This is a genomic window from Sphaerisporangium sp. TRM90804 (genome assembly GCF_029846175.1).
GTDB lineage: Bacteria > Actinomycetota > Actinomycetes > Streptosporangiales > Streptosporangiaceae > Sphaerisporangium.
This window is the reverse complement of sequence record NZ_JARWAC010000007.1, coordinates 21904-41885: the sequence shown is the minus strand read 5'-3', so window position 1 is coordinate 41885 and position 19982 is coordinate 21904. Positions and strand designations below refer to the sequence as shown.

Genomic DNA, 19982 nt, shown 5'->3' with positions numbered 1-19982 from the left:
CACGGGCCGCCGGTCCGGGGAGCCCGGACCGGCGGACGCGCTCAGGAAGCCTCGGCCGCCACGAGGACGATCGAGCGGACCTGGTCGATGATGTCCACCCGGTTCCTTACGAACTCGGGATCGGTGACCGTGCCCGTCGCCGGGTCGGTGTTGGAGGCGCCGAACTGCAGGACCGGGGTGTGGACATGGCCGCCGGGGATGTCCAGGTCGAGCCGGTCGCGCAGCAGCGTCGCGCGGTACGCGATCTCGTTGGACAGGTAGTCGCCGCCGCCGCCGCTGCGCGCGGCGGAGCCCTCGGTGGGGCCGTCCGGCCGCACCACGGGATCGGTCGCGCCCGCCGGGATCTCGGTCACCTGGGTGTTGTCGTACACCGGGAAACGGCCCGTCGGGGCGGCCACGATGTCCTGGTACGGGAGCGTGGTGACCGTCCACTGAGGCTGGCTGCCGGGGTCGGACACCGGGATCAGCCCGGTCGACGACAGGTTCTCGTTGTCCGGGAAGCCGCCTCGCCAGGCCCCGTTGTACCGCTCGATGTCGATCCGGCCGACCCGCCCCTGGCTGACCGTCGTGAACAGGTCGGCCCGCGGCAGGTGCGGGCGCAGCGCCCGTTCCACCATGCCGTCCGCGAAGTCGCCCCAGCGGACCGGGAACACGGCGGTCTCGATCTTGACCAGCCCCGCGTCCGTCCGAACGGTCGTGCCGTCGAGCGCCAGCGCGGTCGCCCCGGACGGGTTGCTTATCCGGATGTCCCGGTCGAGCGTGAACGGGTCGAAGCCGGTGACCAGCACCCGCTTCACCCGCTTGCCGTCGCCCTGCAGGCGGATGGTGTCCTGACCGCGCGAGGCGCGCTCCAGCCCGTCGAGCAGCTTCTCACGCGCGGCGTCGGAGAGCTCGAACCCGGGCCGCCACTGCCGCAGCGCCCCGGTCATCCCCAGCCGCGCCCAGTACAGCGGCCGATCGTCGTCCCGGCTCAGGTCCCCGCCCGGAGCCCCACGCCCCTGCGCCCGGTCCACCGCCCGCCGCCACAGCCGCTGCCCATGCTCCGCGACCACCCGCTCCGCACCGCGGTACGAGTGCGCCCGGCACAGGTCGCGCAAGAAACCGGAGGCCACCGAGTCGAACCCGGCCCGCCGCAGGATCTCCTGCGGCACGTCCCGCGCGAGCCGCTGCTCCTCGACGGTGAGCCCCACCGACGTGTCCACACACCCCGCGACCCCCGCGACCGCGGGCACCGCGGCCCCAGCACCCACGAACATCGAAACGACGGATACGACCAGCCCTACACGCAGCCCACGCACACGATTTCCCTCTGTCGGCGGCAACGGTCAAGCCCCAAGTCTCCATCCCCCAACGGATCATGACAATAGAGACTGACCTCAGAAAGCACGCGTAGTAGACACACCAGATGAATCCCCACCTCCCGGCCGCAGCGGCGCCGCTGCTCAGGATGCACTGGGGCTGCTTCATGCGCGTGGTGGGTACAGACGCTCCAGTCGGTCGGCGTGGACGGTGTGGATGTAGGGGCCCTCTGTGCTGGAGGCCGCGAAGATGGCTTGTCTGTTCGCGATGAAGCGGTCGGCGTAGGCGGCGGAGGTCAGGTCACCGCGGGTGATGACGAAGCAGCGGGCCTGATGTTCGATGATGGCCTGGATCTCGGCTCGCCGGTAGCGAATGCGTTTATCCTTCATCAGCACGACCCAGCCCTGTTTGGCGGTGTCCTCGATCCAGCGGGTGTCGTCGATCCGCTCGTCGGCGGGGATACCGTAGTGTTCGGCCAGGGTGATCAGGACCCATCCGGCGGCGCGGAGCAGTGCGGGGACGGCTATGCGGCCCAGGCTGCGGTCGACGAAGAACTTACGCGGCTGTTCGGGTGGCGACACGGAGGACGTCCTCGACCGCTTCCCTGCTGAGTCCGAACTCTCCGGCTACCACGTCTACGGGTTCGCCGGCTTGGAACAAGTCGATGACGTCTTCGAGCTTGGCGCCGCCGTCGGCGAAGCGGGGGCGGCCGAAGGCGTGGGCGGCGTCGACCGTCACGGTGGCGGCCCGGTATTGGGGAAGGGTGATGACCTGGGCGTATCCGTCGGGGGCGAAGTCGACCCTGCGAAGGTAGTCGGCGACGATCTCGGAGAACACTCGCTGGTTGTTGCGGACGACCACGAGTTCGCGGGTGGAGTCGTCGCCGGCGTGCTCGGCATAGTCGTACAAGACCTCCGCGCCGTCGGTGAACAGGCGCCTGCTGGCGAGGGCGTGTGCGAGGCCGAGCTCGCGTTGGAGGGCGTCGATCGCTGGTCTGATGCGTTGGAGCGGTACCCCTGCTTGCCGGAATGCCGCGAGTGCGTACCCTTCGGCCAGCCCGATGAACGGCACCGCGGCCTCGTTAGGCCGACCGGGTCGTGCGGCGGTGATCACCGGTTCACCGTGGATGGTGCGTCCATCACGTTGGCGGCGCTGATAGCCGAAGGCCCATGTGGTGAACGTCGAGGAGGGCACGGCGAGGTATCCGGCCGCTTCGGCTATGCCGTACAGCGGTGTCGTGAACCGATCGATGGCCATGGTCACCCCCTGAGCTGTCATCGTCTCAGACGAAGCTGGCCGACTGCGGGCACACGGTGGCTTGGAGCCTCAGATTCCCTCTGTCAGCGCGGGTGTTGGGGCGAGTAGTGGTTCTACGCCGTCGAGGATGCAGCGGAGGCCGAAGTCGAGGGCCTGGTCTCGGCCGGAGGGGTCGGACATGGCCGCGGACAGGGTGGGGAAACGGGCCTGGTGGCTGAATAGCAGGGCGCCGATGGCTTCGCTCATCGCCTGTTCGGGGGCGCCGGTGGGGGTCGCGGCGGTCTGCTGGGCGATCATTCGTACGTGGCCGGTGAGGGTGGCGGCCACGTCGAGGATCTGCGAGCCGGTCAGGCCGGTGCCGGTCAGTGCGGCGGTGGCCTGTTCCATCCAGCCGAACTCGTTGGGGCCGATCGCGCGCGGGCCGACGGTCGCCTCCAGCGCCCACGGGTGTGCACGGAACCGGTCGAGCAGTCGCCGTGCCCAGGTGTCGAGCCTCGGACGCCAGCCGGTGGCCTCGGCCGGCGGTGGCGGCTCGCCCATGGCGAGATCGGTCATCAGGGCGACCAGTTCCACCTTGCCGGGCACGTAGCGGTACAGGGCCATCTTCGTGACGCCGAGCCGCTCGGCCACGCGTTGCATCGTCACGGCCGCCAGCCCGTCGGCGTCGGCGAGCTCGATGCCGGCGGCCGCGATCGTGTCCAGGGTCAGCGTCGGCTTCGGGCCGCGCTTCGGGGCCGGCCGATGGCCCCACAACAGCGTGATCGCCGTCGTCTCGGCCGCCATCGGGACTCCCTTGCACACGAGCTAGAACTGCGTCTATCGTACACTGTGTCCGTTGGACACAGTTTTGGTTCCGAGAAACGAGAGAGGGCGCTGTGATCACTTCCGCGCTACGCGGCCTGCGGGTCCTGGTCTCCGGCGCCGGGGTGGCGGGGCCCGCCCTGGCGTACTGGCTGTCCCGGTACGGGGCCGGCGCCACCGTCGTCGAGATGGCGCCGCGGCTGCGCGCCTCCGGGTTCGCGGTCGACTTCCGCGGCCCCACGCACCTGGATGTGCTGGCGAAGATGGGCGTCCTCGACGACCTGCGCGCGCTGCGGACCGACGGCGGCGCCATGCGCTGCGTGGACGAGCACGGCCGTCAGATCTTCGAGCTGCCCGCCGAGTTCGCCGGAGGGGACGTCGAGGTCCTCCGCCGCGACCTGTCCCGGGTGCTCTACGAGCGTGGCGCGGAGCGCGCGGAGTACCTGTTCGGCGACGTGATCACCGGTGCGGAGGAGGCCGCCGACGGGATCCGGGTGGAGTTCGGCCGCCACGGCCCGCGCACGTTCGACCTGCTGATCGGCGCCGACGGGCTGCACTCCGGGGTGCGGCGCATCGCCTTCGGGCCCGAGGAGCGTTACGTGCGCCACCTCGGCTACTACGTGGCCGGCTGGCGGCTGCCCAACTCGCTGGGGGTGGACGCCACGCCCCGGCAGTACAACGTGCCCGGGCGGATGATCGGCGTCTCCGCGGACGGGCGCGACCCCGAGTGGGCGGACGTCTTCGCGGTGTTCGCCTCGCCGCGGCTCGACTACGGCTGGGACGACCTCGAACGGCAGAAGGGGCTCATCGCCGCCGCGTTCACCGGCCTCCGCTGGCACGTGCCGCATCTGCTCGCCGGTCTGCGCGACGCCCCCGAGCTGTACTTCGACGCGATCAGCCGGGTCCGCGTCCCCGCCTGGTCGTCCGGCCGCGTCGCGCTGCTCGGCGACGCCGCCTGGGGGACGATGCTCGGCGGGATGGGCGTGGGCACGGGCGTCGTCGGCGCCTACGTGCTGGCCGGCGAACTCGCCGCCGCCGGCGGCGACCACGACGCCGGCTTCGCCGCCTACGAGAACCGCATGCGCCCCTACGCCGCCCGCTGGCAGCGCGGCGCCAACCCCGGCAGGTTCCTCGCCCCCGCCACCGCCCTCGGCCTTCGGTCGCGCAACACCCTGTTCGGCACCCGCCTGTTCCAGCGACTGCTGGTCAGCGGCACCAGGTCGCTCGCGACCGACTCCGACCTGCCCGAGTACGCCTCGCGCTGATCCGCGCCGTCACGAAGGGGATGCCCGCCGTCTGACATGAGGGTGGGTCAGTGGGTGGGGTGGCCCTCGGGTACCTCGTCGGCGGTGATGGCGCCCTCGCCGGCTTCGCCCGTCAGATAGACATGCTGGTGGCCGTTGCCGGCGTGGATGTTGATCTGGTCCAGCTGGGTCGCCGCCACGGCCCACATGGCCACAGCGGTCGAACGCTGCCGTTCGGCGAGCCCGAGAAGGGTCTTCCGAGAGCCGGCGGGGCTCTCGGCGGCGGCTGCATAGGTGTCGACGGCTACGGCCAGGGCGCTCACCGCGCTCCGGAAGCCGCCGCGCGCCACGTTGGTGGCGGTCATCCCCGACGGCGAGTTCGAATGACTTTCCGCGACCCTTTCCATGGCCTTCTGCCACTCGCCGATCCGCGCCGGTGCGACCGGGCCGGCGTCCGCCGGCTGGTCCTTCGGGAACGCGTCGGCGAGACCGCTCAGAACGGCGTTCAGGTCGGTCGCGTTCTTGCGAACCAAGGTGGTCAGCTCGCCGATCTGCTGGACGTCCCGTTTGGCGTCCGCCTCCTGCATCTCGGCGATGGCGGCCTGGTCGGCGTCGGGGCGGCCGACGAGGTACCCGACCGGTCCCGCGACGAGGGCGCCGGCCAGCACCGCGACGACGTAGCGCGTCGCTTTGGGTTTGGAGGCGTCCGGCCGAGGACGTGCCGCCGGGAGGCTCGCCGTCCTGCGGGCCATCGAGTGCTCCTCTCGCCCTCTGCCCCCGTGATCTACTACGGCGTTGAAGATATCCACTTCGACGGTATTCGTCCAGGTTTGTGACGCTTACCGCGCCGCGACAGAGGAATGTCGTGTCGTCGATCCGGGGCGTCGGCGACCGCGCCCACCCGAGCCCGGCGCCGACGGCGGGCCGGGGGCACGAGGCCCCCGGCCCGCCGGGGTGGTCAGCTTCCGTAGACCTCGAAGGTGAACAGTGAGTAGCCCCACGGCGTGCCCCGGGTGGTGCCGTAGATGCGCACATACCGGGTGGAGGCGTTCAGGCCGGTGTTGTCGTCCTCACCGCCGTTGCCGCCGGTGACGGAGCGGGCCGTCGTCCAGGTGCTCCCGTTGGGCGAGGTCTGGATCTGGTACGCCGACCCGTAGGCCGCCTCCCAGACCAGGCGCACCCGGTTGATCGTGTAGGTGGCGCCCAGGTCGACCTGGATCCACTGCGGGTCGGAGAAGGCGCTCGACCACCGGGTCGTCGCCGAGGAGTCCACCGCGGCCGAGGCCGGGAAGGCGCCGGACTCCACGCTGGACGCCGTCGCCGGCTTGTTCAGCGCGATGTTGGACAGCGGCGGCTGCGAGCCGCCCTCCTTGATCCGGATGTTGCGGAACGCCGCCTGGTCGCCGCTCCCGTGGTTCTGGATGCCGATGTACCCGTCGAGGTTGCGGTTCGGGTCGGTGTTGGTGAAGTCGTTGATCAGCGTGCCGTTGAGGTACACCCGGAGGCGCTGGCCCTCGACGAGGATCTCGTAGGTGTTCCACTCCCCGGGCGGGTTGAGCGCGGCGTCACGCGCGGCGATGTCCGCCGACTTGAACGTGTAGATCGCGCCCGTGGTGCGGTCGGCCGCGTCCGTGGCGTCGATCTGGATCTCGTACCCCTGGTTCACCGCGACCGCCGGGTCGTTGCCCGGGTTGGGGAAGCCGACGAAGATGCCGGAGTTGCTGTCGCCGGTGAGCCTCCAGTCGGCCTTCAGCGAGTAGGAGGTGAACTGCTTGGCGTTGTGCCAGAACAGGCCCATGCCGCCGACGGACGACAGCGTGGCGTCGGAGTTGGTGAAGCTGCCCGGCCCGGCCTGCGCCCAGCCGGCCGTGGAGCCGTTGTAGAGCGTGGTGTACCCGGTCTCCGGCCGGCAGTCGGCGTCGGCCCGCTTCGACGTGTACCGCAGGCCGCCCAGCAGCTGGGCGCGGAAGCCGGCCTCCGCGAAGGACGACTGGGTGTGGCCGAAGCCGGTGTAGAACGAGCGCCCGGCGTCGATGGTCTTGCACCAGGTGATCGGGTGGTCGGCGCCCATCGAGCCGCCGGAGTAGGAGGACTCGTCGAGCGTCGCGAGCACCCGGGCCGAGGTGCGCGGGTTCGTCCGGTAGTTGTACAGCTCGTCGGTGCGGGTCCAGGTCTGCGGCAGGTGCGCCGTCGCGGGGTGGGCCCGGTTCTCGGTCCTGGAGTTCACCTGCTGGATCGCCGGGTGACTGGCGAAGTACGCTCCGGCGACCTGGCCGTAGAACGGCCAGTCGTACTCTGTGTCGGCGGCGGCGTGGACGCCCACGTAGCCGCCGCCACCGCGGATGTAGGACTCGAACGCCGTCTGCTGGGTCGCGTTGAGCACGTCGCCGGTGGTGCTGAGGAAGACGACCGTCTCGTACTGCGCGAGGTTGGCCGTGGTGAACGCGTTCGCGTCCTCGGTCGCGGTGACGGTGAAGCTGTTGGCCGCGCCCAGGTCGCGGATGGCCTGGATGCCGGTCGGGATGGAGTCGTGCCGGAACCCGGCGGTCTTGGAGAACACGAGGACGTCGTAGGGCGCGTCGGCGGCTTCGGCCGGCGTCGGGAAGAGCGAGCAGGCGATGAGGGCGATGGCGGCGCCCATGCCTGTGAAGAGTCTGCGCATGGATCCTCCGGTCGTGGTGGGCACCGGCGACTCGGGCGGCACGGCGAGGGGGGAGGGGCGCCCGTGTGGCACGGGCGCCCGATCTCGCGGTGCTTCGAGTCCGCCGGGGTGGTCAGCTTCCGTAGACCTCGAAGGTGAACAGTGAGTAGCCCCACGCCGTGGCCCGGGTGGTGCCGTAGATGCGTACGTATCTGGTGGAGGCGTTCAGGCCGGTGTTGTCGTCCTCACCGCCGTTGCCGCCGGTGACGGAGCGGGCCGTCGTCCAGGTGCTCCCGTTGGGCGAGGTCTGGATCTGGTACGCCGACCCGTAGGCCGCCTCCCAGACCAGGCGCACCCGGTTGATCGTGTAGGTGGCGCCCAGGTCGACCTGGATCCACTGCGGGTCGGTGAACGCGCTGGCCCACCGGGTCGTCGCCGAGGAGTCCACCGCGGCCGAGGCCGGGAAGGCGGCGGACTCCACGCTGGACGCCGTCGCCGTCTTGTTCAGCGCCAGGTTCGTCGAGGCCGGCGGCCCGCCGCTGGTCAGCGTGAAGGCGTCGATGTCGAACAGCGAACCCGTGCCGCCGGTGAACACCAGGAACAGGTTCGTCGTCCCGGACGGCGGCGTCACGGTGCCGGTGACGTTGGCCCAGGTCTCCCAGCCGCCGGTCGGCGCGACCGTGGCCGAGCCGATCACCGTCCCGGTCGCGGAACCGGCCCGCAACGTCAGCGTGCCGCCGGCGCCGCCCGACGCGACCCGCGCGCTGAACGAGGTGACCCCGCTCAGGTTGTACGGCGTGAACGAGATCCAGTCCCCGTTCTCGATGTACCCGACCGCGTTGCCGCCGTTGGCCGACGGCTTGGCGACGACCGTCACCCCCTGCTGTGCGCTGTAGTGCTCGGCCTGGCGGATCCGCGGCTGCAGGACGGCCTGCGGCGCGTGGACGGCCGTGCTCGACCCGACCGGGGTGTACTCGGCGTCGAAGACGCCGAAGATGTTCGCGTTGGCGTCGTGCTCACCGTCCACGGTGGTCTGGATGGTGCCCGAGCAGCCGGTCGCGCTGGACAGCGCGTGGCCGTGGCTGTCGTGGCCGAGGATGTAGGTGATCTTCACTCTGCTGCAGTCGATCGTCGAGGCGTTCGGGTCGGTGACGCTGATCTGGAACGGGATCGCGTCGCCGAAGCTGAACACCCGCCCGTTGAGCGGCAGGTTGAGGGTGACCGTCGGTTGCCCCACGCTGACGCTGATGCTCGCCGTGGCGCTGCGACCGGTGTTGTCGCTCACCGTCAGCGTCGCCGTGTACGTGCCGTTGGCCGTGTAGGTGAACGACGGGTTGGCCGCGGTCGAGTCGGTGCTGCCGTTGGAGGTGAAGTCCCACGCGTACGTGATCGGGTCGCCGTCCGGGTCGTTGGTCCCGGCCGAGCTGAACTGCACGGCGAGCGGCGCGTTGCCTGCCCTCGGGGTGGCGTTGATCACCGGGATCGGGGCCCGGCCCGTGCCCGTGTTGTACTCGATCCTGTACACGGCCGAGTTGGCGTCGCCGCCGAACCAGCCGGTGCCGTAGTCGAGCACGTACAGCGCGCCGTCCGGCCCGAACTCCATGTCCATGACCTGGGTGCCGGTGTAGGCCGGGAAGGCTTCGATCGTGCCCACCCCACCGCCGGAGGCCACGGTGGCCGTCTTGATCCAGCGCCGGCCGAACTCGCCGAGGAACACCCTGCCGCTCATCGACGCCGGGAACTTCACGTCCGAGGCGAGCGCGGCGTCGTAGTTGTAGACCACGCCGCCCATCGGCGACAGGCTGCCGCAGCACAGCTCCGACCGGTCCTGGCCGGCCCCGTACGGCAGCCAGGCCGCGCGCGAGGGCGGCAGCTGCGTGAGGCCGGTGTTGTTGCGCGAGTTGTTCACCGGGCCGCCGGTGCAGTTGAACGCGGAGCCCGAGGGCCCGGAGGGGAAGGTGAAGTCGACGTAGGGCACGTTGAACTGCGAGCAGTACGGCCAGCCGTAGAAGCCGGGCTGGGTGATGCGCTCGAACGAGACCGACGCGGCCGGGCCGCGGGTGGGGCTGGCGGTGCCGGAGTCGGGCCCGTAGTCACCGAGGTAGACGGCGCCGGTGGCCTTGTCCACGCTCATGCGGAACGGGTTGCGGAACCCCATCGCGTAGATCTCGGGCCGGGTGTTCGCCGTGCCGGCCGGGAACATGTTGCCCGACGGGATCGTGTAGCCGCCCGCCGCGCTCGGCTTGATCCGCAGCACCTTGCCGCGCAGGTCGTTGGTGTTGCCGGAGGTGCGCTGCGCGTCGAAGGCCGGGTTGCGGTCGGTCCGCTCGTCGATCGGCGTGTAGCCGCCGGAGTCGAACGGGTTCGTGTCGTCGCCGGTCGACAGGTACAGGTTGCCGGCCGCGTCGAAGTCGATGTCGCCGCCGACGTGGCAGCACATGCCGCGGCTGGTGGGGACGTCCAGGATGGTGACCTGGGAGGCCGCGTTGAGGGTGTGGTCGGCGTTGACCGTGTACCGGGCCAGCCGGTTCACGCCGTTGAACGGGGCGAACTGGGCCGGCGTCCCGGTGGCCGGCGCGCCGCCGCCCGGGGTCGACAGCGGCGGGGCGTAGTAGACGTACACCCACCGGTTCGACGCGAAGTTCGGGTCAGCCTTGATGCTCTGCAGGCCCTCTTCGTCGCTGGTGTACACCGGGATGGTGAGCGCCACCTTGGTGTTGCCGAGCACGTCGGTGTAGCGGATCACGCCGTCGCGTGAGGTGTGCAGGACTCCCCGGTTCGGCAGGACGGTCAGGCCCATCGGCTCACCGGTCTCCGCCACGCCCTTGGCCAGTGTCACCTGGGTGTAGCCGGGCGCCGCGAGCGCCGCGGCTTTCGGCACGGCCTGTGCCGGGGGGGCGAGACTGAAAGCGGTCGCGAGCACGGCGACGCACAAGGCAAGTTTTCGAAACATGATCGGTCGATCTCGCTTCCTGTCGTACAAGTCAAGACAGGCGTGCGCCGATCACGCCAACGACGCGGCGGGGTGCGGAAATCCCACCGGTGTCGTCACTCGGACAAACTGTGTACCGCTGTAGGTGAATCAGTCAACAGGTGCGGGTCAGAGGTTGTCATCCACCCAGTGGGCCCACCTCCTGAACTTTCGCTGACAGCCTGGCAGGTTCTGGTGTGAGCCTAGAATGTTACGTAAAGACTGTCTAGATGTTACGGTCAGGCTGCGATGGCTTTCGTCGTCCTTAGTCGAAAGTCCGGCGTCGATGGTCGAAACTCCCGCCGCGCGGAGAAGCGGCGGACCGCTGGAACGTTCGCCTGAGATGGGGCGCGGAGCCCGGAACGGCGGGAGCGCGCGGTACGTTCCGCCCGGACGCCTACACCGAGCAAGCGCTGACTCGAGGAGTGCTAGGTGCAGACCAATCGGCCGGAGGACTCGCATCAGGCCGCGCTGCTCCGCCTGATGCGCGACGGGCCCCGCTCGCGGGCCGAGCTGGCCGACCTCACCGCGGCGCCCGCCCTCCCGGCGCCGTCGGGCGCCGTGTCCGTCGATCCGCGGCCGATGTCGCGTTCGAGGCTCAACGCCGCACTCAACCGGCTCGTCGGGCTGGGGCTGGCCGAGTCCGACGGTCTCGCGGCCTCCCGGGGCGGCCGCCGCTCGGGCATGGTGCGGGTCTCGCGCGACACCCGATTCGCCGGCATCGACATCGGGGCGACCTCGGTCGACGTAGCGGTCACCGACGGCGAGCTGCGCGTGCTCGGCCACGTCAGCGAGCCGTGCGACATCAGGTCCGGCCCGGCGCACGTGCTCGGCCGCGTGCTCGTCCTGGCCGCGAAGCTGCGCCGGCAGGGGTTGTTCACGCAGCTGCACGGCGCCGGGATCGGCGTGCCCGGGCCGGTGAGCTTCGCCGAGGGGGTGCCGGTGGTGCCGCCGATCATGCCGGGCTGGGACCGGTACCCCATGCGCGAGACGATCAGCCGGGAGCTCGACTGCCCGGCCATGCTCGACAACGACGTCAACATCATGGCGCTCGGGGAGCTGCACGCCGGGCTGGCCCGCCAGGTGGACGACTTCCTGCTCATAAAGATCGGCACGGGCATCGGCTGCGGCATCGTGGTCGACGGCAAGATCTACCGTGGCGTGTCGGGCAGCGCGGGAGACATCGGGCACATCCGCGTCGACCGGCTCGGTTCGCTGTGCGGGTGCGGCAACACCGGCTGCCTGGAGGCCTATTTCAGCGGCGCGGCCCTGGCCCGCCAGGCGCAGGCCGTGGCGCGCTCGGGCGCCTCGCCGTACCTGGCGGAACGGCTGGCGGTCGCCGGCACGCTGTCGGCCGAGGACGTCGCCGCGGCCGCCGCCCAGGGCGACTCCGCGGCGATCCAGCTCATCAGGGACGGCGGGCGCCGCGTCGGCCAGGTGCTGGCGGGGCTGGTCAGCTTCTTCAACCCCGGGCTGGTGATCATCGCGGGCGGGGTCGCCCGGCTGGGCCACGTACTGCTCGCGGAGATCAGGAGCGTCGTCTACCGCCGGTCGCTGCCGCTGGCCACCGGCAACCTGCCCATCGTGCTCTCCGAACTCGACGACACCGCCGGCGTCGTGGGCGCCGCCCGCCTCATCAGCGACCACGTCTACTCCGTCTGACCGCTCGTCCCGCCGCGCGGGCCACCACGAGAATCCCGTCCACGGGATTGTTCGAGGCGGGCGGGGCGCCGGTGTTCGTCAGCGTGACGCGGGCCGCGTCCCGCGCCGGGCGGACAGCCGTATGAGCAGGGCGCCGAGGATCACGGCCGAGAGCCCGCCCGCCGCCCCGGCCAGGAGAGCCCGCGCTTCGGCCCCGGTGAAGGGCAGCCGGCCGGACGCGGGCGGCCCCGGCCGGTCGAGTGTGCTCTCCCGGCCCGTGCCCTCGGCGGGCGCCTTTCCCGACTCCGGCCGCACCCCCTCTGTTCCGGAGCCGGCAGCTCCATTCTCGTGATCCGGGACGAATACCCCGCGGCCGCTTTCGACGGTGGTGCGGGCGTCCCACGCGATTTCCATGTCCAAGCCGTGCGCGCCGCCGGCTTCAGCCTGTCCCGCGGGCTCTTTTCCCGCCGGTTCAGAGCCGCCGCCGGGCGCGGGGAGTATGCGGAAGGAAACGCCGGTGGAGCCGTGTGTGGCGTCCTCCACCTGCCGCCCGTCGCCGTCGGACCGGCTTTCCGACATCGCCGGCGTGGCCGCCGCCGCGTAGAAGACGAGCGACACCGAGGTCGCGACGATGAGTGGCAGGAATCGCCCGCGCATGAAATCCCCCCCGACTGGTAATTTTTCCACTACGTCATTTGTCCGCGATTCAGGTCTGGCCGGAATTTACCCACTTCTCACCGCTTATCCCGGCAATCGGTTATATGAGAGCGAGGTGGCGTCGGCCGGCGCGCCGATGCCCCGGCCTTATCGGCGCGGGTCGATGTGGATCTTCGGGCCCGGCCCGGCGCCGCGCGGCCGGCGTCCCGCCAGGACGTCGGCGGTCTCGGCCAGGCCGACCGTGGCGGCCACGAGCGGGCGGGCGTCGACCGAGCCGCCGGCATAGGCGGCGACGGCCCCGGCCAGGCCGGCCGAACCGCCGAGGACGCCGACGGCGGTGACGTCCTTGAGCGCCAGCTCGCGGGTGTCGAGGGTGCTCGGCGCGCCGGCCAGGCCGATGTAGACCACGCGCCCGGCGGGCTCGACGAGGTCGAGGGCGAGCGCGGGCAACTCGGCCGCGTTGGAGGCGTCCACGACGGCGTGCCATGGCAGCGCGGGCAGCGACGGCCGCGTCCATGCGTCGCCGAAACCGAGGCGCCCGGCCAGGCGCAGGGTGGCGTCGTCGCGGCCCATCAGGTGGACCTCGGCCCCGCCCGCCCTCGCGAACAGCGCCGTCAGCAGTCCGATGGTGCCGGTGCCCAGCACCAGCAGCCGTCCGCCCGGCTCCAGCCCGGCCGCGTGTACGGCCCGCAGGGCGTTGCCGCCCGGCTCGGCCAGCGCGCCGAGCGTGGCGTCGACCGCGCCGGGCAGCGCGTGCAGGGCCGTGGCCGGCACGGCGAGCCGTTCGGCCAGCGCCCCGGGACGGCCGCGGCTGATGCCGATCTCGGCCACGTCGGCGCACACGTGGTGGCGGCCGGCGCGGCAGCGGTCGCAACGCCCGCAGCCGAGCATGGTGTCGCCCGTGACGCGCCGCCCCGCCCACGAGGGATCGACGCCCTCGCCCAGCTCCGCGACCGTGCCGCACCACTCGTGGCCGGGACGCAGCGGGTACCGGGAGCGGCCGGTGCGCAGGTAGCTCATCTCGCCGGTGAACAGCTCCACGTCGGTGCCGCACACGCCGACCCGCTCCACGTCCACGACGACCTCCCCGGGAGCGGGGACGGGCGGCTCGACCTCCCGCACCCCGGCCTCGCCCGGGCCGGTCACGACGAGCGCGCGCACTACCGCGTCTCGAAGGCGTGCCGGACGGCGCCCCCGCCGGGTCGCGGGCCGAGCGGGCCGGCGGCGGGCCGGGCCCGGGGAGGCGAACCCAGCGCGCGAGGCGTCGACCGAGGCATGGTGCGAACGTTAGACCACCGCCGCGGCGAACGAGAACCTCCCTCACCTGGAGGTTCGGTGAAAAGTGAGGTATGAGTGGTCTCGCCGGGAGTTCCACGGCTTGCAGTCCACGTTCACTGATGGGAAAGAGTCGCTCCATGGGGACGAGCCGTAGCGCTCAGTGGTACGCCGGCGCCGATCGCAACGCCTACATCCACCGGGCGTGGATGCGGCGCGGGCTGCCGTCTGGCGCCTTCGACGGCCGGCCGCACATCGCGATCGCCAACACCGCCTCCGACCTGACCCCCTGCAACGCCCACCTGGACGAGGTCGCCGAGAGCGTCAAACAGGGCATCTGGGAGGCGGGCGGCGTCCCGCTGAACCTGCCGGTGGTCTCGCTCGGCGAGACCCAGGTCCGGCCCACGGCGATGCTGTGGCGCAACATGGCCGCGATGGCCACCGAGGAGATGCTGCGCGCCAACCCGATCGACGGCGTGGTGCTGCTCGGCGGCTGCGACAAGACCATCCCCGCCCTGCTCATGGCCGCCGCCTCCGTCGACATGCCCGCCGTCGTCGTCCCCGGCGGGCCCATGCTCACCGGCACCTTCCGCGGCGTGCCGCTCGGCTGCGGCACCGACGTGTGGAAGCTGAGCGAGGAGGTGCGCGCCGGCACGCTCAGCGCGGCGGAGTTCCTGCGCTCGGAGTCCTCGATGATCCGCAGCAAGGGCCACTGCAACACGATGGGCACCGCCTCCACCATGGGCCTGCTGGCCGAGGTGCTCGGCATGACCATGCCCGGCCTGGCCGGCACCCCGGCCCCCGACAGCCGCCTGCTGGAGGGCGCCCACGAGACCGGCCGGCTCGCCGTCGAGATGATCGCCGTCGGGCGGCGCCCCAGCACCGTCCTGTCCCGCGGCTCGTTCCTCAACGCCGTCGTCGCGCTCGCCGCCATCGGCGGCTCCACCAACGCGGTCGTCCACCTGCTGGCCATCGCCGGGCGGCTGGGCGTGGAGCTGACCCTGGACGACTTCGACCGCACCGGCTCCGGCGTGCCGCTGCTGGTCGACCTGCAGCCCGCCGGCCGGTTCCTCATGGACGACCTGTACCGGGCCGGCGGCCTGCACGCGGTGCTGCGCGAGGTGCGCGACCTGCTCGACCCGGACGCCATCACCGTCACCGGCCGCCCCCTGGTCGACGGCCTGGACGACGCCAAGACCTACGACCGCGAGGTCATCCGCCCCCGCGAGAAGCCGCTTCGGGAGGACGCCGGGATCGCGGTGCTGTACGGCAACCTCGCCCCCGGCGGCGCCGTGATCAAGCCCGCCGCCGCCTCGCCGCACCTGCTCAGGCACCGCGGGCCCGCCGTCGTCTTCGACTCCGTCGAAGACCTGCACGCCCGCCTGGACGATCCCGCCCTGGACGTCACCGCCGACTCGGTGCTGATCCTGCGCGGCTGCGGGCCCAAGGGCTACCCCGGCATGCCCGAGGTCGCCAACCTGCCGCTGCCGCCCCGGCTGCTCGCCCAGGGCGTCCGCGACATGGTGCGCATCTGCGACGGCCGGATGAGCGGCACCGCCTACGGCACCGTCGTGCTGCACGTCGCGCCCGAGGCCGCAGCCGGCGGGCCGCTCGCCCTGGTCCGCACCGGCGACATGATCGTCCTCGACGTGGAGAACCGGCGGCTCGACGTCGACGTCCCCGCCGGCGAGCTGGCCGCGCGCCTGCCGTCCCCGGCGATGACCGAGGCCTTCGCCCGGCCGTCGCGCGGGTGGGAGCGCCTGTACGTCGACACGGTCGGCCAGGCGAACACCGGGGCCGATCTGGACTTCCTCGCGGGCTCCAGCGGCGACGAGGTGCCGCGTGAATCCCACTGACCCGGGCACGGAAAGGGCATCGTGACCTCCTCCCGCACCGCCGTCATCACCGGAGGCGTCAGCGGCCTGGGCAGGGCCGCCGCCGTCCGCCTGGCAGCCGACGGCGTCAGGGTGATCACCCTGGACGTCGCCCCAGGGGCCGACCTGGTCGTGGACGTCGCCGACGCCGACGCCGTGACCGCCGCCGCGGAGCGCGTCGGCCCGGTCGACATCCTGGTCAACTCCGCCGGGATCGTCGGCCCCAACGCCCCGCTCTGGGAGGTCGCGCCGGACGGCTGGCGGCGGACCTTCGAGGTGAACGTGCACGGCACCTTCCACACCTGCCGCGCGTTCGTCCCCGGCATGCGCGAGCGCGGCTGGGGCCGCGTCGTCAACCTCGCCAGCATGGCCGGCAAGGACGGCAACCCGAACATGGCGCCCTACTCCGCCTCCAAGGCCGCCGTCATCGGCCTGACCAAGTCCCTCGGCAAGGAGCTGGCCACCAGCGGGGTGCTGGTCAACGCCATCGCCCCGGCCGTGATCGAGACCCCGATGAACGCCGCGACCAGCCCCGAAGCGCTGGCGCACATCACGGGCCTCATCCCGATGCGCCGCGTCGGACAGCCGGAGGAGGTCGCCGAGCTGATCGCCTGGCTGGCCTCCGACCGGGTCAGCTTCTCCACCGGCGCCGTCTACGACATCAGCGGCGGGCGGGCGACCTACTGACGCGTCCCGGGCGAAGCCGCGGCCCGGTGAGGAGCGGCCGGCGTGCCGCCGCGGTGGACGGGCGGTTCGTCAGCCGGTGCCGGCGGGTGCCCAGTTCCGTACGGGCGGGGCGTACTCGGCGGGCTTGTCGCCGACCTTGACGCCGGGGCTGACCAGCCAGCTCTGGTAGGCGGGGGTGAACATCCGGTAGACCGACGGAGGCGGCACCGAACTCGCCTCGTCGAGCCGCGCGCGCAGGTCGACCGGCAGCTCGAAGTCGAGCGCGGCCAGGCTGGTGTCGAGCTGGGCCACGCTGCTCGCCCCGACGATCGCCGAGGCGACCCCGGGCTGGGTGGCGACCCAGTTGACCGCGACCTGGGCCATGGACACGCCGAGCTCGCCGGCGACGCTCTCGAGCACCGCCAGCAGGCGCCATTCCCGGTCGGTCCAGGATTGTCCGGGCGAGCCCGCGCCGGTGAGCCTGCCCTCCCCGGCCACGCCCTGGCCGGTGTCGCGGTACTTGCCGGTGAGGAAGCCGCCGCCGAGCGGGCTCCACGCGGTGAGGCCGAGCCCCAGGGTGCCCGCCATCGCGACGTGCTCCAGCTCGATCGACCGGTCGAGCAGGGAGTAGGGCAGCTGCAGGGTCACCATCGGGACGAGGGAGTGGGCCTCGGCGTAGGTCTGCGCCCGCGCCGCGTACCAGGCCGGCACGTCCGACAGCCCCGCGTAGCGGATCTTCCCGGCTCTGGTGAGGTCGTCGAAGGTGCGCACGACCTCCTCGACGGGGGTGATCCGGTCCCACGTGTGCAGCAGGAACAGGTCGATGTAGTCGGTGCGCAGCCGGCGCAGCGACGCCTCGACCGCCCGGATCATGTGCTTGCGGCCGTTGCCGCCCGCGTTCGGGTCCCCGGGGTCGACGCTGTTGGTGAACTTGGTGGTGAGCACCACCCGCTCGCGCGCCTTGGCCTCGGCGACGAGGTTGCCGAGGATGGTCTCGCTCTCGCCGGCGGTGTAGAAGTCCGCGGTGTCGACGAGGTTCCCGCCCGCCTCGATGTAGCGGCGGAAGACGGGGCGGGCCTCCTCCTCGGTCTTGCCGTACGCGGCGTGGAAACCGCCGGTGCCGAAGTTCATCGTGCCCAGCGCCAGCCGGCTGACGCGCAGCCCGGAGCGTCCGAGCAGGTAGTAGTGGTCCAGAGCCATGACCGGTACTCCGTTCAGATGCGGCTCGCGGGCGGTGAGACCTTCGTCGTCCTCGGCGGGGTCGCATCCCCGCCGCACTCGCGAACCAGTGTTTCGTCGCCGGCGGGCGAGGGATCCCCCGCCTCCCCGGCCGTGCGCTCCACAGCTTGCGCAGCCAAAAATGGACTGTCAAGTCCAAAAAATCGCCGCCACAGCGGCCGAGAGGCCCGCGCGCTCATCGGCCCGTTCGCCGGCCCGGTGCTCTCACCGCTTGGCCTCCTCCAGGGCCGCGCGGAGGGCGGTGGCGCCGGCGGGGACGCCCGGGGACTCCCAGAAGTGCTCGGCGTCGCCGCCGTAGAGGCCGCCGTACGCGGGGGTGCCGGGCTGGAAGCGCCAGCTGTCGGCCAGTGTGCCCGCGTCCACGGCGTCGTAGCCGATCGCGTCGAGGTACGCGGTGGCGGTGGCCTTGGCGGAGGCGTCGTCGCCGGCGATCGGAAGGGCGCTGCGGTCGGGGGCGCCGGCGGGGCGGGGCAGGCTCAGCAGGTGGACGGAGTAGATGTTGTTGAAGACCTTGACGACCTTGGACGCCGGCAGGTGCCGCTGCAGCAGCCCGCTGGACGTGGCCGACGCGTCCTCCAGCTCGGGGAAGGTACCGTCGCGGTCGGGGTAGTAGTTGTTGGTGTCCAGCACCGGCTTGCCGGCGAGCGGCTCCACCGGGACGTCGCGGTAGGCGCGCAGCGGGACGCTGACGACCACCAGGTCTCCCGCCGCGGCGGCCTCGGCCGCCGTCGCCGCGCGGGCCTTCGGCCCGAGCTCGGCGACCAGGTCCTTCAACGTCTCCGGGCCGCGCGAGTTGCTCAGCACGACGTCGTGGCCGGCCGCGACGGACAGCCGGGCCAGGGTGCCGCCGATGTTGCCGCTGCCGATGAAAGCGATTGTGGTCATGGTCGGGGTAACCCGCGCCCGCGCCCGGTGATTCCTCACCGCACGGCCGGCGTTCGCCGCGCTCCTCGGCCCGGGACGCGGCGTCGCGTCCGAACCGGTCGCGGCGCCGGCGTCGCGGGCCTCCCGCTCCGGTGCGTGAGATGGTCGCGGTTTCCCGCTTCGGCTGTGGGTCGTCGCGGCCTCACTCTCTCCGGTGCGAGAGACGACGGTCGCGCCGAAGTCTTCGGCGGGAGACCCGCATCGCTCCCAGAAGCGGCCACTTCCTGGCCTCTTCTGCTGCGACCGTGGTCGGGTGCCAGTCAACGACCACAGACGCGCGCCGGTGATCGGCCGGCGAGCGCGACGCGGCGGGAGCCGATGACCGTTCTCGACACCCGGGCGCTGAACCGCGCGACGCTCGCCCGGCAGCTGCTGCTCGACCGCTCCGACCTGCCGGTCCAGGACGCCGTCGCGCACCTGTGCGGCCTGCAGGCGCAGGAACCGCAGGAACCGTTCGTCGGCCTCTGGTCGCGGCTGCGCGCGTTCGACCCGGCGGCGCTGGACGCCCTGCTGACCGGGCGAGGCGTGGTGCGCACCCACCTGATGCGCCGCACCGTCCACCTGCTCACCGCCGACGACGTCGTGGCCTGGCGTGCCCGCCACGACCCCATGCTGCGCCAGCGGGTGCTCGGCACCTACCGCCGTGAACTGGCCGGGGTGGACCTCGACGAGCTCGCGGCGGCGGGCCGGGCGGTGCTGGCCGACGGCCGGCCCCGCTCGATGCCCGAGCTGGCCCGGGCACTGGCCGATCGCTGGCCGGCGCCCGGGCCTCGGGCGCTGGGCGAGATGCTGATCGCCGCCCTCGTCCCGACGGCGCAGCTGCCGCCGCGCGGGCTGTGGCGCACGAGAGGGGGAGTGCGCAACGCCCCGCTCTCCTCCTGGCTGGGACGCGAGATCGACCCGCCGTCCCCGGACGGATCCGACCCGGTCGGCCAGGCGCTGGTGCGGCGCTACCTGGCCGCGTTCGGCCCCGCCGCCACGGCCGACCTGCGCGCCTGGTGCGGCCTGGCCGGACTGCCGGCCGCGGTGGCGGCCATACGCGAGGAGCTGGTCGCCTTCCGCGACGAACGAGGCCGCGAACTGCTCGACCTCCCCGGCGCCCCGCGCCCCGACCCCGCCACCCCCGCCCCGGTGCGGTTCCTCCCGGCGTTCGACAACACGATCCTCGGCTACCACGACCGCACCCGCGTCATCGACGACGCCCACCGCGGCCTGTCGGTCGCCGGCGCCCGCGTCGTCCTGGTGGACGGCCGCGTCGCCGCCACCTGGACCGTCGAGACCGGCGCCGTGACCGTCAGGCCGCTGCGCCCCTTCTCCCGGGCCGACCGCACCGCCGTGGCCGAGCAGGGGAGCGCGCTGGCCTCCTTCCTGTCCGGCCGCGAGAGCGACCGCGTCGAGATCGCCGCGTCGCCAGGCTGAGCGACGCACCGCCTCGACGCGGCCGCCGATGCCGCCGGCCGGGTCGTTCAGGCGTGTGGGCCTGTGGGCCTGTG

16 protein-coding genes are annotated in these 19982 nt (G+C 72.2%); 5 read left to right on the top strand and 11 right to left on the bottom strand.

Translation table 11 applies throughout. From position 1 onward, the window contains the following. Positions 1 to 41 precede the first annotated feature (41 nt). From PYR91_RS07675 to PYR91_RS07660, 4 genes are all read right to left on the bottom strand, one after another. Complete coding sequence (locus tag PYR91_RS07675) at positions 42 to 1256, bottom strand: pyroglutamyl peptidase (RefSeq protein WP_279778529.1); 1215 nt, start codon at positions 1254 to 1256, stop codon at positions 42 to 44. Positions 1257 to 1463: 207 nt separating this feature from the next. Continuing rightward, entirely contained in the window at positions 1464 to 1880 is a 417-nt protein-coding gene (locus PYR91_RS07670) for a hypothetical protein (protein WP_279778527.1), read from the bottom strand. After that, entirely contained in the window at positions 1855 to 2556 is a 702-nt protein-coding gene (locus PYR91_RS07665; RefSeq protein WP_279778525.1) for a DUF433 domain-containing protein, read from the bottom strand. Before PYR91_RS07665 ends, PYR91_RS07670 begins: the two co-directional genes overlap by 26 nt. Before the next feature lie 69 nt (positions 2557 to 2625). After that, the gene (locus PYR91_RS07660) at positions 2626 to 3339 is read right to left on the bottom strand and encodes a TetR/AcrR family transcriptional regulator (RefSeq protein WP_279778524.1); all 714 of its coding nucleotides are present in this window, start codon (positions 3337 to 3339) and stop codon (positions 2626 to 2628) included. A 92-nt stretch (positions 3340 to 3431) separates the two neighbouring features. On the opposite strand from PYR91_RS07660, the gene PYR91_RS07655 reads away from it, so the two are divergent. Beyond that, positions 3432 to 4622: an FAD-dependent monooxygenase gene (locus tag PYR91_RS07655; protein WP_279778523.1), complete on the top strand. Its 1191-nt coding sequence runs from the start codon at positions 3432 to 3434 to the stop codon at positions 4620 to 4622. A 47-nt stretch (positions 4623 to 4669) separates the two neighbouring features. Here PYR91_RS07655 and PYR91_RS07650 read toward each other — a convergent pair whose 3' ends face one another. The 3 genes from PYR91_RS07650 to PYR91_RS07640 all read right to left on the bottom strand — a co-directional run bounded on the left by PYR91_RS07650 (position 4670) and on the right by PYR91_RS07640 (position 10195). Next, entirely contained in the window at positions 4670 to 5353 is a 684-nt protein-coding gene (locus PYR91_RS07650) for a hypothetical protein (RefSeq protein ID WP_279778522.1), read from the bottom strand. A 206-nt stretch (positions 5354 to 5559) separates the two neighbouring features. Next, positions 5560 to 7263 carry a ThuA domain-containing protein gene (locus PYR91_RS07645; protein ID WP_279778521.1) on the bottom strand — a complete coding sequence of 568 codons (1704 nt, stop codon included), beginning with the start codon at positions 7261 to 7263 and terminating at the stop codon, positions 5560 to 5562. 112 nt (positions 7264 to 7375) lie between these two features. Continuing rightward, positions 7376 to 10195: a carbohydrate-binding protein gene (locus PYR91_RS07640; protein WP_279778520.1), complete on the bottom strand. Its 2820-nt coding sequence runs from the start codon at positions 10193 to 10195 to the stop codon at positions 7376 to 7378. A 450-nt stretch (positions 10196 to 10645) separates the two neighbouring features. On the opposite strand from PYR91_RS07640, the gene PYR91_RS07635 reads away from it, so the two are divergent. Then, complete coding sequence (locus PYR91_RS07635; protein WP_279778519.1) at positions 10646 to 11875, top strand: ROK family protein; 1230 nt, start codon at positions 10646 to 10648, stop codon at positions 11873 to 11875. A gap of 78 nt (positions 11876 to 11953) precedes the next feature. On the opposite strand, the gene PYR91_RS07630 is transcribed toward PYR91_RS07635, so the two are convergent. Both PYR91_RS07630 and PYR91_RS07625 read right to left on the bottom strand, forming a co-directional pair. Beyond that, the gene (locus PYR91_RS07630; RefSeq protein WP_279778518.1) at positions 11954 to 12511 is read right to left on the bottom strand and encodes a hypothetical protein; all 558 of its coding nucleotides are present in this window, start codon (positions 12509 to 12511) and stop codon (positions 11954 to 11956) included. 147 nt (positions 12512 to 12658) lie between these two features. Further along, on the bottom strand, positions 12659 to 13672 hold the full coding sequence (locus tag PYR91_RS07625) for an alcohol dehydrogenase catalytic domain-containing protein (protein ID WP_279778516.1): 1014 nt from the start codon (positions 13670 to 13672) through the stop codon (positions 12659 to 12661). Between the two features lie 254 nt (positions 13673 to 13926). Here PYR91_RS07625 and PYR91_RS07620 point away from each other — a divergent pair, with 254 nt between their 5' ends. After that, positions 13927 to 15642, top strand: coding sequence for a dihydroxy-acid dehydratase (locus PYR91_RS07620; RefSeq protein WP_279778515.1), 1716 nt, complete (start codon positions 13927 to 13929; stop codon positions 15640 to 15642). A 21-nt stretch (positions 15643 to 15663) separates the two neighbouring features. After that, positions 15664 to 16347 carry an SDR family NAD(P)-dependent oxidoreductase gene (locus PYR91_RS07615; protein WP_279778514.1) on the top strand — a complete coding sequence of 228 codons (684 nt, stop codon included), beginning with the start codon at positions 15664 to 15666 and terminating at the stop codon, positions 16345 to 16347. A gap of 69 nt (positions 16348 to 16416) precedes the next feature. Here the strand turns inward: PYR91_RS07615 and PYR91_RS07610 are convergent, their stop codons facing one another. Both PYR91_RS07610 and PYR91_RS07605 read right to left on the bottom strand, forming a co-directional pair. Next, positions 16417 to 17526: an aldo/keto reductase gene (locus PYR91_RS07610; RefSeq protein WP_279778513.1), complete on the bottom strand. Its 1110-nt coding sequence runs from the start codon at positions 17524 to 17526 to the stop codon at positions 16417 to 16419. 243 nt (positions 17527 to 17769) lie between these two features. After that, a complete protein-coding gene (locus PYR91_RS07605) occupies positions 17770 to 18450 on the bottom strand; it encodes an NAD(P)-binding domain-containing protein (protein WP_279778511.1) in 681 nt (226 codons plus the stop codon). 357 nt (positions 18451 to 18807) lie between these two features. Between PYR91_RS07605 and PYR91_RS07600 the strand changes: the two genes are divergently transcribed. After that, a complete protein-coding gene (locus PYR91_RS07600) occupies positions 18808 to 19908 on the top strand; it encodes a winged helix DNA-binding domain-containing protein (RefSeq protein WP_279778509.1) in 1101 nt (366 codons plus the stop codon). Positions 19909 to 19982 lie beyond the last annotated feature (74 nt).